This window comes from Flavobacterium branchiicola (assembly GCF_018383905.1).
GTDB lineage: Bacteria > Bacteroidota > Bacteroidia > Flavobacteriales > Flavobacteriaceae > Flavobacterium > Flavobacterium branchiicola.
Genome location: NZ_JAGYWA010000005.1, coordinates 108,217 through 124,168, shown reverse-complemented (window position 1 = coordinate 124,168; position 15,952 = coordinate 108,217). Strand labels below are relative to the sequence as shown.

The 15,952-nt window shown below is 32.8% G+C and carries 9 protein-coding genes; 5 read left to right on the top strand and 4 right to left on the bottom strand.

The window, feature by feature from the left end:
* Position 1: 1 nt before the first annotated feature.
* The gene (locus KHA98_RS13660) at positions 2-3,682 is read right to left on the bottom strand and encodes a T9SS type A sorting domain-containing protein (protein WP_213258492.1); all 3,681 of its coding nucleotides are present in this window, start codon (positions 3,680-3,682) and stop codon (positions 2-4) included.
* Positions 3,683-3,983: 301 nt separating this feature from the next.
* On the opposite strand from KHA98_RS13660, the gene KHA98_RS13655 reads away from it, so the two are divergent.
* Both KHA98_RS13655 and KHA98_RS13650 read left to right on the top strand, forming a co-directional pair.
* Positions 3,984-5,615, top strand: a complete 1,632-nt coding sequence (locus tag KHA98_RS13655; protein WP_213258491.1) for a S8 family peptidase — start codon at positions 3,984-3,986, stop codon at positions 5,613-5,615.
* 63 nt (positions 5,616-5,678) lie between these two features.
* Complete coding sequence (locus tag KHA98_RS13650) at positions 5,679-7,559, top strand: M1 family metallopeptidase (protein WP_213258490.1); 1,881 nt, start codon at positions 5,679-5,681, stop codon at positions 7,557-7,559.
* Between the two features lie 435 nt (positions 7,560-7,994).
* On the opposite strand, the gene KHA98_RS13645 is transcribed toward KHA98_RS13650, so the two are convergent.
* Complete coding sequence (locus KHA98_RS13645) at positions 7,995-8,933, bottom strand: L-threonine 3-dehydrogenase (protein WP_213258489.1); 939 nt, start codon at positions 8,931-8,933, stop codon at positions 7,995-7,997.
* Positions 8,934-9,261: 328 nt separating this feature from the next.
* Here KHA98_RS13645 and KHA98_RS13640 point away from each other — a divergent pair, with 328 nt between their 5' ends.
* The 3 genes from KHA98_RS13640 (at position 9,262) to KHA98_RS13630 (ending at position 14,571) form a co-directional block, all read left to right on the top strand.
* Entirely contained in the window at positions 9,262-9,888 is a 627-nt protein-coding gene (locus KHA98_RS13640; RefSeq protein ID WP_213258488.1) for a hypothetical protein, read from the top strand.
* Positions 9,881-13,243 carry a transcription-repair coupling factor gene (gene mfd / locus KHA98_RS13635; protein ID WP_213258487.1) on the top strand — a complete coding sequence of 1,121 codons (3,363 nt, stop codon included), beginning with the start codon at positions 9,881-9,883 and terminating at the stop codon, positions 13,241-13,243. The genes KHA98_RS13640 and mfd overlap by 8 nt, the downstream gene beginning before the upstream one ends.
* A gap of 773 nt (positions 13,244-14,016) precedes the next feature.
* Positions 14,017-14,571 (top strand): DUF5683 domain-containing protein, encoded by a 555-nt coding sequence (locus KHA98_RS13630; protein WP_213258768.1) that lies wholly within the window; start codon positions 14,017-14,019, stop codon positions 14,569-14,571.
* A 170-nt stretch (positions 14,572-14,741) separates the two neighbouring features.
* Here KHA98_RS13630 and KHA98_RS13625 read toward each other — a convergent pair whose 3' ends face one another.
* Together KHA98_RS13625 and KHA98_RS13620 are read right to left on the bottom strand one after the other, a co-directional pair.
* A complete protein-coding gene (locus KHA98_RS13625) occupies positions 14,742-15,398 on the bottom strand; it encodes an aspartate kinase (RefSeq protein WP_155101600.1) in 657 nt (218 codons plus the stop codon).
* 120 nt (positions 15,399-15,518) lie between these two features.
* Complete coding sequence (locus KHA98_RS13620) at positions 15,519-15,890, bottom strand: YraN family protein (protein ID WP_213258486.1); 372 nt, start codon at positions 15,888-15,890, stop codon at positions 15,519-15,521.
* Between the last annotated feature and the right edge of the window lie 62 nt (positions 15,891-15,952).

Genomic DNA, 15,952 nt, shown 5'->3' with positions numbered 1-15,952 from the left:
TTTATTTTTTTATAATTTTAATATATTCCGGAGTTTCCAAATTGATTTTGGCAGCATAAATTCCTGCTGGTTGATGTGCAAGATTTAAGATTACTCTTCCGCTTTCGATATTATAAGTTCCACTAGAAACTAATTGGCCTCCAAAATTGAATAATTCTATCACAACTTCAGTTTTAGCTGTTGGAATTTCAATTTCAATAAAGTCAGATGTTGGGTTTGGATATGCAGAAAGTACTGTTCCAATTTCGGTAGAAGTAACTTTTTTAGAAAAAGTCCCCTCGCATGCTTTCGCTGTTGAAACTTCAATTAAACCAGACTTGTTAAGGTCTAATGAAAAATTAGAATCACTTGTTTCAAATTGTGCTTTGCCATCAACAAAAACAGTAAAAGGAGCAGTTCCGTCAATAATTTCAACATTAACTTTCTTATCTGTTACAACAGATTTTCCTGAAATAGTTGCTGCTTTTGTAATTGACACATTAAAAGTTTGTTCAAAAAGTTCTCCGGGAATACTAATTAAAATAGTGTAATTTCCAGGAGATAAATTGGTGTAATTTAAAGCATTGTTTGTAAACGGAAATGTTTTATCATTAATTTTTGCCTGATAAGCATGAGTTTCTTTTGCGGTTATATTTATTGCGCCATTATTTTCACCAAAACAAGATTCTCCTTTGGTCTCTACGGCAAAATTATCTGCAAAAAGAGTAAGAGGTCCGGCACAATCTTCAGAAAATCGAACATTCGCATCGGCATAGTAAGTCCAGTTTGATCTGGCATACTTTGCGTCAGTAACCTGAATACACTTTAAATCTGGATTGTTTTTATAATTAGGAACTTCAATATTGATATAAAAGTCTTTTATTCCATTCTGTAAATTTAAATTGGTTAGTTTGTTACTATTACAATTTACATAACGTACTTTTTTATTTTGTGAAATATCAAAAGTGGTTAATTGATTATTATAAAAATCGACATATTCTAATGCTAAATTATTTACAGGATTTAGCACTTTTAGCTTGTTATTTGCAACAAGTAAATTAGTTAGCAACAGATTTTTAGTTACATCTATTTCTGTAAGTTGATTTTTAGATAAATAGACATCAACTATCTTTAGATTTTTAGATAAATCAATAGTTGATAAATTATTATTAGTAGCGTTTAATTTTTTTAATTCAGGTAGAAATGTAACATCCAATTCGCTTAATTTAAGTGAAGAGCATTCTAATTCCCTAAGTTTTAGGTTTTTTGTAATATCAAATCCTGTTAGTGCATTAGTACCGCATGAAAGAACACTTAGATTGGTATTTTGGGTAACATTTAAACTAGTTAACTTGTTGTTTGAACAATTTAAATTTGTTAAGCTTAGGGAGGTTACCTCTAAACTGGTCAATAAATTAGAACTACAATTAAAATAACTCAAGTTTGGCTTATTAGTCATGTCTAATGTAGTTAATTTGTTGTTTTCAACATATAACTGCATCAATTCGTTTTGGTTAGAAAGATCCAGACTGCTTAATTCATTGCTCTCACAAGATAGAAGATACAATTTGGTATTTGTTACATCAAGATTTTTTAATTTATTATTTGTACAACTTATTTGAGTTAACTTTTTATTGTTACTTATATTAAGCTCTGTCAAATTATTGTAAGAAATACCAAATCCGGATAAATCTGGATTATTTGAAATGTCTATCGATGTTAATTTGTTTACAGAACAGTATAGATTTATCAACTTTGTGTTTTTACTCACATCTAAAGTTGTCAGTTGATTGCCTTCACAATATAATTGTGTCAACGCGGTGTTTTTAGAAACATCCAGTTTAGTGATTTTTCCACAGCCACCTCCCGCAGATGAAATACAGTTGTTTCTGCATTGTAACATTTCTAATTTGGTAAAGTCTTCAAGACCTGTTAAATCGGCAACTAAAGTAGGGTCTACTTCTAATGATTTTACAGCAGCAATTCTTGGAGTGAATACTTTTCCATCTGGTGTACCGGAATCAATACCTAACTCAATTAATCTTTTTTCAAACTCTTTATCAGGAATAAGTGTGTATGATAATACTGGGCATGCTGTAGAAGTATAATCTACATATGCGTCTTTTTTTGTCCACTTTTGAGTAGAATAAGTTGCATCATCAACCAGTATGCAATATAAATTGGTATTTCCTGTTAAATTTAAGTCCGTAATCTTGGTATTGTTGCCGTTTTTTAGATTTATTTCAGTTAATACTGGATTATATTGGCAATATACAGTAGTTAAATTAATGTTTTTAGAAAGATCCAGTGCTTTAAATTGACTAAGACCTGCATTAAAATAGTTCAATTTTAAATTTTTAGAAACATCAATGGCGGTTAATTGATCTGATCCACAAGTAAGTGATGTTAGTTCGGCATTTTTAGAAACATCAATAGTTGTTATTGCGGTACCCAAAAAGTTTAAAGTTTTCAACAAAAGATTATTAGACAAATCCAAAGCTGTTAATGGGTTATTAAAACAGCTGACATTAACTAAATTTAAATTTTTAGAGAGATCAATTGATGTTAATAAATTTACCTCACAATATAGAGTGAATAGTTTTGTATTTTTTGAAACATCTAATGTTGTTAGTTTGTTAGTGCCAACATTTAAAAGAAGTAATTCTGTATTATTACTAACATTAACAGAAGTAGTTTTTGTATTTGAACAAGTAAAAGTGTTTAAAGCCAAATGCTTTGTAATATCAATTGTATTGATTAAAGTATTATCAATTGATAATGTCTTTAAATTAAGATTATTATTGATATCAATTGCAGCTATCTTATTTTCGCTGCAGATTAAAGAGGTCAATTTTGTATTATTAGAAACGTCTAAAGTGGTCAATTTATTTATGGAACAGTTTAAAGATATTAAATTGATATTTTTAGAAACATCTAATGTTTTTAGTAAACCATCAGTTTCCAGGGTACTGGTATTATAATTAGCTCCGGTTGCAGTTAAGGTTTCTAAAGCTGTAAAATCCTGAATTCCTGTTAAATCAGAAATCACTCTTGTGTTAAGGGTTAATGATTTAACCGTTTTAATAGCAGACGTGAGTACTTTTCCATCTGTTGCACCAGTGTCAATACCCAATGCTATTAATTTTTTTTCGAATTCAATATCCGGAATCGAGGTATATTGCAAAGGAATATCATTAATATCGACCATAGATACATTATCCACCAATATTTCAGCATTAAGAGATCCTGTTGTCCAGATATCTAATTCAATATTTTCAGAAACAGTCGGGGTATATTCAAACTCAATTTTTCTCCATTCGGTAGTAGAAAAAGTAGCATCCGATTTTTTGAATATTTCTTCCTTAAAAGTACTTGGTTTGTGGAATAAACTTAAATCAATGGAAGTAAAAGTACCTTTTGCAAGTCTGTGATACATCGTTACACGATAAGTTTTCTTTGCAGTAACAGCAAAATAACCAGTGTTAATAAAATTGCTTGTGCCACTTGCAATCATCATATTAGTGCTCGATTTACCGTTTTGGGCAATTGCACTTTGGGAAACAAAACCGCTAAAATAACGAAACCAATTATCTGGTTGCGAAGACGAAGTCCATGTTTCAAAATCTCCATTTGGGACCAAGTTGGTTTGTCCGTTAATAGAAAAAGTTGCTAATAATAACAATAAGAGTAGTTTTGTTTTCATAGAACGAGTTTAAAATTAGATCGCGCAAGAGTAGGCAATAAATATGAAGATTCCTTACGTGAAACCGTACTGGTATGTTGTTTTATTAATCTTCCTATAAATGTGTTAAAGTCAGAAAGCCAATGTTGATAAAAATCTTTGCGATATAATTATCCAATTCTCTCGTTTAAAAGGTTCCAGAATACGTTCTGTGAATTATTTTAAGCAAATAAATTTCATAACACAGTGTTAACTGTTAGTTTTTTGTAACAAAATATCATAATTTAGGCCCATCTTTAACTTTATATTAAATCGAGACTACATGAGTCATACAATACCACTCAAATTATCTGCTTTTGCTTTACTAGTTTTAGCAAGCAGCGCAAGCTTACAAGCGCAGGAATCAACTTCCAAAAATTTTATTACAGCTCCGCTTGCTGTTGTAAAAAAAGCACCGGTCAGTGAAAACGAGTTAAAGAGATGGAGTCATTTAGATCTAATAAAAGATTCTATTCCGGGAATGAGTGTAGACAGAGCTTATGCAGAATTACTGAAAGGAAAAACCGGTAAAAAAGTAATCGTTGGTATCGTAGATTCTGGAGTCGACATCGAGCATGAAGATTTAAAAGGAATGATCTGGACCAATCCTAAAGAAATCCCGGGTAACGGAATCGATGATGATAAAAATGGTTTTATCGACGATATAAATGGATGGAACTTTCTGGGGGAAGCTGTGCATGAAAATCTTGAAATGACACGTGTTATTAAAAAGAAAGACGACGGTTCTGCTGAATATAAAAATGCTTTGGCTCAATATAATGAGAGATACGAAAAAGCAATAAAAGATAAAGAACAAGTAGATTTTTTACTTGATGTTCATAATACGATCAAAAAGGAACTTAATAAAAAGACGTATAAAATTGAAGATTTAAGTGCTGTAACTTCAACAGATCCAAAAGTTGCGCAATGTAAAAAAATCATGACAACGATTTTTACAAATGCAGGACCAACTTTTGACCCTGAAGCTGATTTTGAAGAATACAGAGAACAGGTTTATGATGAACTAAACTATAATCTGAATAAAGAATTTGACGGAAGAAAAATCGTAGGAGATAATCCTGAAGACATTAAAGACAATCATTATGGAAATAATGTAGTTTTTGGACCGGACAAAGAAAAAGCACTTCACGGAACTCACGTTGCCGGAATTATTGCTCAGGTTCGTGGAAATAATTTAGGTGGAGACGGTATTACCAACAATGTTGAAATCTTAACAGTAAGAGCTGTTCCAGATGGAGATGAGTACGATAAAGACATCGCTCTTGCTATTCGTTATGCAGTAGACAATGGTGCAAAAGTAATTAACGGAAGTTTCGGAAAAAGCTTTTCTCCACACAAACAATGGGTTTACGACGCAATTAAATACGCTGCAAAAAAAGACGTTTTAATTGTTCATGCTGCCGGAAATGACGGATATAATATTGATGAGAAAAAAAATATTAATTACCCGAATGACTCGGAAGATAATGTAAAAGAATTTGCTAATAATGTCATCACAATTGGAGCAATTAATAAATCTTATGGAGAAAACGTAGTAGCAGGATTCTCTAATTTCGGAAAAATAAATGTAGACGTTTTTGCTCCGGGCGAAGAAATTTACGCAACAGTTCCAAACAATAAATACAAATATTTACAAGGAACCTCTATGGCGTCTCCAAATGCTGCCGGAGTTGCTGCGTTAATATTTTCATACTATCCAAAATTAAAAGCCGCTCAGGTAAAACAGATTTTAATGGACTCTGGAGTGGCGCTTCCTTCAAAAGTTGTTTTGGGTGAAAATCCAAATCCGGATGAAAAACCGGTGGCAGTTTCTTCTGTAGAATCATCAAAGACTGCTAAAATGGTAAACGCTTACAATGCTTTACTAATGGCTGAAAAAATGTCAAAAAAATAAATAAGTTAAAAAATAGTAATCCGATGGAAGGGCGGCAGCTCTTCCATTTTTATTAAAATTACCATGCGAAAAATTTTATTACTTTCTTTTCTGAGTTTGGGTCTAAACTCTGGTTTTGCACAAAGTGCTCCTTATTGGCAACAACATGTCGATTATAAAATGGAGGTGGCTATGGATGTAAAAAACTATCAGTACAAAGGAAAACAAGAATTGGTTTATACCAACAATTCTCCTGATACTTTAAGAAAGGTTTATTATCATTTATTCCTAAATGCATTTCAACCAGGAAGCGAAATGGATGCTCGTTTGCATACTATAAAAGATCCAGATGCAAGAATGGTTAATAAAGTAAAAGACGCCGATGGAAAAGATATTAAACAAAGCCGTATTGAAACTTTAAAACCAAACGAAATTGGTTTTTTAAAAATCACAAACTTCAAACAAGATGGTGTCGTGGCTCAAACAAGAGTTTCAGGAACAATCTTAGAAGTAACTTTGGCTAAACCAATTTTGCCAAATTCTAAAACGACTTTTACATTAGATTTTGACGGTCAGGTGCCGGAACAAATTCGTCGTACAGGAAGAAACAATAAAGAAGGTATCGAATTGTCTATGTCACAATGGTATCCAAAATTAGCTGAATTTGATTTTGAAGGATGGCATGCAGATCCATACATCGGAAGAGAATTTCACGGTGTTTGGGGAAATTTTGATGTAAAAATTACAATCGACAAAGATTATACAATTGGAGGTTCTGGATATTTACAAGATAAAAATTCAATCGGACATGGTTATGAAGATGCTGGTGTAACTGTAGTTTATCCTAAAAAGACAAAAACATTAACCTGGCATTTTATCGCGCCAAATGTACATGATTTTACATGGGCTGCAGATAAAGAATATGCACACGATATTGTAAAAGGACCAAATGATGTCGATTTGCATTTCTTTTACAAAAACAACCCAAAAGTGGCAGAAAACTGGAAACAGTTAGAGCCTTTAATGGTAAAAGTTATGGATTACTATAACCACAGAGTAGGGCAATATCCATACAAACAATATTCATTTATTCAAGGTGGCGACGGAGGAATGGAGTATGCAATGTGTACTTTAATGTTAGGAAACGGAACGCTTCAGGGAATTCTTGGAACAGCAACACATGAATTAGGACACTCTTGGTTCCAACATATTTTGGCTTCAAATGAATCAAAACACCCTTGGATGGATGAAGGTTTTACAACTTACATTGAAGACAGTGCTTTGAATGAATTAAAAGGAGATAAAAAAGAAGTAAACCCGTTTAAAGGAAACTATACAGCTTATTACGGTTTGGTTAATTCAGGAAAAGAACAACCGCAAACAACTCACGGAGATCGTTACGACGAAAACCGTCCGTACAGTATTTCATCTTATGTAAAAGGAAGTATTTTCCTTTCTCAATTAGAATATGTAATTGGAAAAGAAAATGTTGATGCAACTTTAAAAAGATATTACAACGATTTTAAATTCAAACACCCAACTCCAAATGATATCAAGAGAACTGCAGAAAGAGTTTCGGGAGCAGAATTGGATTGGTATTTAATTGACTGGGCAGAAACAACCAATACTATTGATTACGGAATTAAGGATGTTGCTGATAATTCAGGAAAAACAACCGTTACTTTAGAAAGAATTGGAAGAATGCCAATGCCAATTGATTTAAAAGTAGAGTATACTGATGGAACTTCTGAAACGTTTTATGTTCCTTTAAGAATGATGAACTTTATCAAACCAAACCCAAATCCAAATGAGAAAAGAAATGTTTTGGCAGACTGGGCATGGGCACAACAAAATTATAGTTTTACAATTGATAAAGCTAAAACGGCAATCAAAAAAATCACTATCGATCCAAGCGGATTAATGGCTGATGTGAAACAAGCAAATAATGTTTTTGAAGTGAAGTAATCTTCAAAATAGTTACATAAAAAAGTCCCGATTAGAAATTCTAATCGGGACTTTTGTTTTAATTGTCAGGAGTATCACAAAAGGCATTTTTATAAACATGGTTCCCGCTTTCGGCTATATCTCGCTGTTGCCCGACGTCGGGCCAGCAAGGATACCGCCTCTATCGGGGCTAGATACAAACAATAGGCTTCTTTTAAAGATTTAGATTTAGAAATTCTCACCATTTTTGTCATTTCGACTGAAAGGAGAAATCACACAAGAAATTCCACATAGTATGTCCAATCTTTGCCGATTTACGAGTGTGATTTCTCCTTTCAGTCGAAATAACAAACTAATAGAAGCCCTTCAGATGTTAAACAAAAAAGCCTCCAGTTTTAATTGGAGGCAATTGAATTATTTTACTGGATAAGATGTGAAATTGTACTAAAAAAGAATTTAACTCAAATGTTCAATCATATCTTTTGTCATCGTTTCCAGATCAAAAGTATGTTTCCAGTTCCAGTCTTCTCTTGCAGATGAATCGTCTATACTTGCAGGCCAGCTGTCAGCAATTTTCTGACGGAAATCAGGATTGTAAGTAATCTCAAATTCAGGAATATGTTTTTTAATTTCGGCAGCAATTTCAGTTGGTGTAAAACTCATTGCAGCCAAATTATAAGAAGAATGTATTTTGATCTCTTCAATTGGTGCTTTCATAATGTTGATTGTTGCATCAATAGCATCATCCATGTACATCATTGGCATTTTGGTTTCAGAAGATAAAAAGCATTCGTATTTTTTATCAGCAATAGCTTTGTAGAAAATATCAACAGCATAATCTGTAGTTCCGCCACCCGGAGGCGTAGACCAGCTTATTAAACCAGGGTAACGAATACTGCGAACATCAACGCCGTAAATGTTATGGTAATATTCACACCATCTTTCACCAGCTTGTTTACTAATTCCGTAAACTGTAGAAGGCTCCATTACGGTATATTGCGGAGTGTTTTCTTTTGGAGTTGTTGGTCCAAAAACGGCAATACTTGAAGGCCAGAAAATCTTCTGGATTTTTTTTGCTTTAGCTAAATTTAAAACGTGAAATAAAGAATTCATGTTCAGATCCCAGGCAAATGCAGGATTTTTTTCGGCAGTAGCAGATAAAAGAGCCGCCATCAAATAAATGTCGGTAATTTTATGAACTTCAACAAGATGCTCAATCTGATTAAAATCTAAAGCATTGACCACCTCAAACGGACCAGAATTAACAACATCAGTATTTAATTTTCGAATATCAGAAGCAATAACATTTTCTGTACCGTATAATTTGCGAAGTTTTTGGGTCAGTTCCGTCCCAATTTGACCGCATGCGCCAATGATCAATATTTTTGGATTCATTTGTGTTGTTTTTTAGTAACGCAAATATAACGTTTTCGCAAATAATTTTACTTTTCAGAATCATAAATTATAAATTTAATAAGGATGAAGTTTGTTTTTTGGATTATTCGTTGTGAGTGCATTAATACAAGATTGATATAGTGGAGGAATTTCGCCACAGATTAAAAGATTAGAAAGGATTTTTTCATGTATTCTTGAAAGAAATAATCGGTGTAAATCTTTTTAATCAGTGGCAAAAAACTAACGTTGATTTATAGAATCTTTAGCAAAAAACAGAATTCGTAATTGTAAATTTACTTCGTAACTTTGTAGCTTAATGTTTTACCAAATGAAATATAAAATATCTCTTTTTCTGCTTTTAATTTTTGTATTGCAATCCTGCCAGAATGAAGACGAAAAGCGTCGTGCTGAAAATGAAAAAGAAGCAAAAAAGAATGAAAAGATTTTTAACAATATCAATAAAGCCTGGGTTTTTATAGATGAACCAATCAATGAGATTGCAGAACAAAAAGTGAGCTCATGGAATGAGTGGAGAGATTTTTTAAAAGAACTTGGAGATAAACCGAGAAAAACCATTGGGGCATTTCAGAAAAAGTCAAAAGCGATTTCAAAAAAAGCAGTTGCTTTAAATAATAATATTCCGGCAGAATTAAATCAGCCAGCCATAAAAAGCCGAATTTCTATCTTGATAACCAAGGTAAAAATGATGGATTTGTTCATTCATTTAAGTGCAATTCCAGATGAAAAAGTAACCTTTTTAATTGGAGATATTAACAAAGAAATTGTTTCGCTGGAAAGACAAATGGACAAAATTGTTCAGAAAGCCAAGATTCCAAAAGAAGAAGGAGAAGCAGATTTCCTGAGAATGTTAGATACAACCCGCGCCATTCAAAGTACGCCTGTTGATCCGGCCAGAATGCATAATCTAGACAAAAATTCGCCTAAAGTTGAGTAAAAACGCCTTATATACAACCTACGATAATCTGCCAAAAGCACAGCAGATTGCCACAAGTTTACTGGAAGGAAACCAGATAAAAATGAACATTAGCGGATTACTAGGATCTGCTGTTTCATTTATCATACGTTCTGTTTTCAAGAAAACCGAATTGCCTTTTTTGATTGTTTTAGACAATAAAGAAGAAGCTGCATATTATCTGAACGATTTAGAACAGATGATCGGCGAACAGGATGTTTTGTTTTATCCTGCTTCATTTCGTCGTCCGTACCAAATTGACGAAACAGATAATGCCAATGTTTTGCTTCGTGCTGAGGTTTTAAACCGAATCAATTCAAGAAAAAAACCAGCCATAATTGTTACTTATCCTGAAGCACTTTTTGAAAAAGTAGTTACGAGAAGAGAACTGGATAAAAACACTTTAAAAGTGGCTTTGAATGATAAAATTTCAATTGATTTTATCAATGAAGTTTTGTTCGAATACGAATTCAAAAGAGTCGATTTTATTACAGAACCCGGAGAATTTTCGGTTCGTGGAGGAATTGTCGATGTATTCTCTTTTTCAAACGATCATCCTTATAGAATTGAGTTTTTCGGTAACGAAGTAGACAGCATCAGAACTTTTGATGTAGAAACACAATTATCTGTTCAGACCCATAAAAAAATTACGATTATCCCGAATGTTGAGAACAAGCTTTTTCAGGAAAATCGAGAAAGCTTTTTAGATTATATTGCTGAAAGAACCGTTCTTTTTATTCAAAATACAGAAGGACTTTTTAGTCAGTTAGACAAACAATTCGCAAGAGCAGAAGAAGCTTTTGAGAAACTTTCGAAAGAAATAAAACATGCCACACCGGATCAATTATTTTTAAATCAGGCATCGTTTATAAAACGATCGCTGGATTTTTCGGTTGTAGAATTGTCAAAACCGGTTTATAAAACGGCTAAGAAATTTGAATTTCATATTCAGCCTCAGCCGTCTTTCAATAAACAATTTGATTTATTGCTGAATAATCTTAGCGACAATCATTTTAACGGATATAAAAATTATTTATTCTGTTCGAATGAAACTCAGGCAAAACGTTTTCATGATATTTTTGAAACGCTGGATGAAGCCAATTCAGAGAATATCCGAAAGCAATATCACACTATTGTATTGCCTTTGTACCAAGGTTTTATTGATGAAGAAAATCAGATTACGGCGTATACCGATCATCAGATTTTTGAACGTTATCATAAATTCAACATTAAAAACGGTTATTCTAAAAAGCAGAATATTACGCTTAAAGAATTGACCGCACTTTCTGTTGGTGATTATGTAACGCACATCGATCACGGAATTGGGAAGTTTGGTGGCTTGCAGAAAATTCAGGTAGAAGGAAAAACGCAGGAAGCCATAAAATTGGTTTATGCCGATAATGATATTGTGTATGTGAGCATTCACTCGCTGCATAAAATATCCAAATACAACGGAAAAGACGGAACGCCTCCAAAAATTTATAAACTTGGATCGAACGCCTGGAAGGTTTTAAAACAGAAAACAAAAGCACGCGTTAAACATATTGCATTCAATTTAATTCAATTGTATGCAAAACGACGTTTAGAAAAAGGGTTTCAGTTTGCGCCAGACAGTTATCTTCAAAACGAATTGGAAAGTTCATTTATTTATGAAGATACACCAGATCAAACCAAATCGACAGCAGAAGTTAAAGCCGACATGGAAAGCGATCGCCCGATGGATCGTTTGGTTTGTGGTGATGTTGGTTTTGGAAAAACCGAGGTTGCGATTCGTGCTGCTTTTAAAGCCGTTGATAATAGTAAACAAGTTGCTGTTTTAGTCCCGACTACGATTTTGGCGTATCAGCATTACAGAACTTTTACAGAGCGTTTAAAAGATATGCCGGTTTCAATTGGTTACTTAAACCGATTCAGAACGGCAAAACAAAAGACACAAACCTTAAAGGATTTAGCCGAAGGAAAACTTGATATCGTCATCGGGACGCATCAATTGGTAAACAAAAATGTGGTTTTTAAAGACCTTGGTTTATTGATTGTCGATGAGGAACAAAAGTTTGGTGTAAACGTAAAAGATAAACTCAAAACGATTGCTGCAAATGTTGATACATTGACATTGACCGCAACGCCAATTCCGAGGACTTTGCAGTTTTCATTAATGGCAGCACGCGATTTATCGGTAATTACAACGCCTCCGCCAAATCGTTATCCGATAGAAACAAATGTTGTTGGTTTTAATGAAGAAATTATTCGTGATGCGATTTCGTACGAAATTCAAAGAAACGGACAAGTTTTCTTTATCAATAATAGAATCGAAAACATAAAAGAAGTGGCAGGAATGATTCAGCGTTTGGTTCCAAATGCAAGAGTCGGAATTGGTCATGGACAAATGGACGGTGCCAAACTCGAAGAATTGATGTTAGGTTTCATGAACGGAGATTTTGATGTTTTGGTGGCAACCACAATCATCGAAAGCGGATTGGACGTTCCGAATGCGAACACGATTTTCATTAATAATGCCAATAATTTCGGATTATCAGATTTGCATCAAATGCGCGGGCGTGTAGGGCGAAGTAATAAAAAAGCATTCTGTTATTTTATTTGTCCGCCATATTCATCAATGACCGAAGATGCGAGAAAACGTATTCAGGCTTTGGAACAATTCAGCGAATTGGGAAGTGGTTTCAACATTGCCATGAAAGATTTGGAGATTCGTGGAGCGGGAGATTTATTAGGTGGTGAACAAAGCGGTTTCATTAATGAAATTGGTTTTGATACGTACCAAAAAATCATGAACGAAGCCATCGAAGAATTAAAAGAAAACGAATTTAAAGATTTATATCCTGAAGAAAATGATATTGAAACCAAAGAATATGTAAAAGATCTACAAATCGATACCGATTTTGAGCTTTTATTTTCTGATGAATATATCAATAATGTTACAGAACGTTTGAGTTTGTATAACGAATTGGGTTCTGTAAAAAATGAAGAAGAATTAGTCCTTTTTCAAAACAAATTAATCGACCGTTTTGGACCATTGCCTCCGCGCGCTAATGCGCTTATGAACAGTATTCGCATTAAATGGATTGCTACAGCAGTTGGTATTGAAAAACTGGTCATGAAAAAAGGTAAAATGATTGGTTATTTCGTATCCGATCAACAATCAGATTATTATCAGTCTTCGAAATTTAGAAAGGTTTTGAATTTTGTGCAAAAACACAGTAATCTTTGTCAAATGAAGGAAAAACAAACGCCAAATGGTTTACGACTTTTATTGACTTTTGAGAATGTAAAATCGACTAAACGTGCTTTGGAATTAATGGAATTGTTGGGAGAGTAAAAAAAAGTTTGCCACGAATTGCTTCACCCGTTCGCTGTCGGTCTGGGCACGAATTAATTTTATTCCATTTTACCAATGATTTATCATTTAATATTCAGTAGGAATATCTCGTCGGTAGAAAAAGAATATATTGTTTTGCATTGTGTTCCGGAGGAACACCTGATTTTATAGAAATGGCGGCTCTGCTTTATGCATCAAACGTTCCTCTGGAACGTGTAACCGCAATTCAATTTTAATTCTACCGAGCAGACATTCCTACGGAATGACTTGTTTCTGAGAATTATATTATGGCAATCATTATAAAAGCTCTGCAGAAAAGAATTCGTAGCAGAAACACCTTTCCTAAAAGTATAATTACATTGTTTTAATAAGCTTGATGCGTTAATATTCCGTAGGAATATCTCGTCGGTAGAATATATAGTTTTGTATTGTGTTCCGGAGGAACACCTGATTTTATAGAAATGGCGGCTCTGCTTTATGCATCAAACGTTCCTCTGGAACGTGTAATCGCGATTCAAATTTAATTCTACCGAGCAGACATTCCTACGGAATGAATTATTTCTGAGAATATATAATATAGTAATCATTGTAAAAGCCTTGCAAAATAAGATGTTCAGGTTCAATTTTTATTTAATTTCACCCAACGGGTTAGTATTATTTATATATTATTGGTTGTCAGTGTAATTTTAAATTTAAGTTTTATTTATCTTTCATTTAAGAAAAATCTTAGAACTAAAAAGTTTTCTTTGAATCAAATTTTCAAAGCCACTTTTATGCAGAATCAATTTATTGTTCTTTTTTTACTTTTAGGATTATCATCAATTTTTGCTCAGGAAAAAACGAAATTCATTTCAAATGATTCTTTAAAATCAGAAACGTACGATCCGCTTCGTCCTGCAAAAGCAGCATTTTATTCGGCTATTTTACCGGGATTGGGTCAGATTTACAATAAAAAATACTGGAAAGTTCCGTTAGTGTATGCCGCAATTGGTACAAGCACTTATTTGTATATCGACAATCAGAAAAAGTACAATTTATATAGAGACGAATACAAAAGCAGACTGGAAGGTAATACTGGTAATTCAGCTTTTTTGTCGGGATTAAGCGAAAGCCAATTGATTGCTGCTCAAAAGCAATTTCAAAGAAACAGGGATTTATCGGCTTTATTTATTGTTGGTTTTTATGTTTTAAATATCATAGACGCCAATGTTGATGCGGCTTTATCTCAATTTAATGTAAGCGAAAAGTTAGCTCTTAAACCATCATTAATAAAAAATGATATTACCTTAAAAAATGATTTTGGGTTTGCTTTGAATTATTCGTTTTAAAAAAATAGCCGTGAATTTCAGAAGTAATTTATAACACGCTTAAAACGTCAGGAATTGTATTTACTTTTTTGAATTTTATATAAAAAACCCCTTTATCTTTTTAATTTAAAAAGACAAAAGGATTTTGAAAATTGAATATTAATAAGATTTAAAAATTAAATTTTATATAATTAGTTTTTCAGGTCTTTGATTACTTTAAAAGCAACATCAACCTGATCTTCTCCAACAAGAATTGTAAATTCATTTGAAGTAGAAATTACCTCGTTTATGATAATTCCTTCCCAGGCTAAACGTTGAAAAATGAAATAGTAAATTCCGGGAACTACAATGTTTTCTTTTGGAAGTTTTACAGTAATTGAAGCTAAATTATCTAATTTTTGAATTAGTTTTTCACGCATAAAATGCTTTTCAACTAAGTGATTAACACTGCTGCTCACAACAATATTTGTTTCATTTACACCACGAGATGAGGTATAAAAAATATCAGATAAAGCATTAATGTCCGAGATTAAATCAGCTTGTTTGTTTAAAACAGTTTCTGAAGCAGAAAAGGTGTAATCTGTCAATTCAGAACGAACTGTAATTTCACCAATATTCTTAATTACTTTATTGATTTTATGATTTAGTTTAAAATCCAGTTCTTCGGTAAGTCTTTTTAGTGACATTACAACAGCACCTTGTTTTACCTCTTTGCCAAATTCACTTTCCAGTTCGGTCATAATATTCCGCGAAAGAGAAGTAAGGTTTATAATTCCAAGCGATAACGCATTTAATAAAAAAGGTTTTGTTTTGATGTAATTTTCGACGATGGAAGAAACGGTTTTCATAGTTTTTTTTCTTTTTTTTTGTAACTTAATTGGGTTGGTTTAGTTAATTTGATGTTATAAATCTCTGCAAAGATAAATAAAAAAACAAATTGTTACAATTATAACAATAAAAAAAATATGTTAAAAATGATAAAAAGCGTCAGTAAGATGTTCAATAGCAAATGTTTCCTTGGTTTTATGGATGGCAATGATGTCAAAACGAATATTTAAATTTTCATTAAAATCCTTTTCCCTATCGTTTATGTAGGCATTTACTGCTTTAATGAGCAGCTGAATTTTTTTTGACTTGACAAAATCCTGCGGAGAACCAAAATCAAGACTCGATCTTGTCTTAACTTCAACAATGGCTAAAACATCTTCTTTTTGAGCAATAATATCTATTTCTGCTTTCTGAAAAGTCCAGTTTCGATCTAAAATTTTATAGTCATTTTGCTCCAGATATTCCATAGCAAGTTCTTCTCCTTTTTTACCTAGTTCATTATGTTCTGCCATAGTTTTTTTGTTTCAAGTTTCACGTTTGATGTTTAAAGTTTTTTGCACGCAAAGACGCGAAG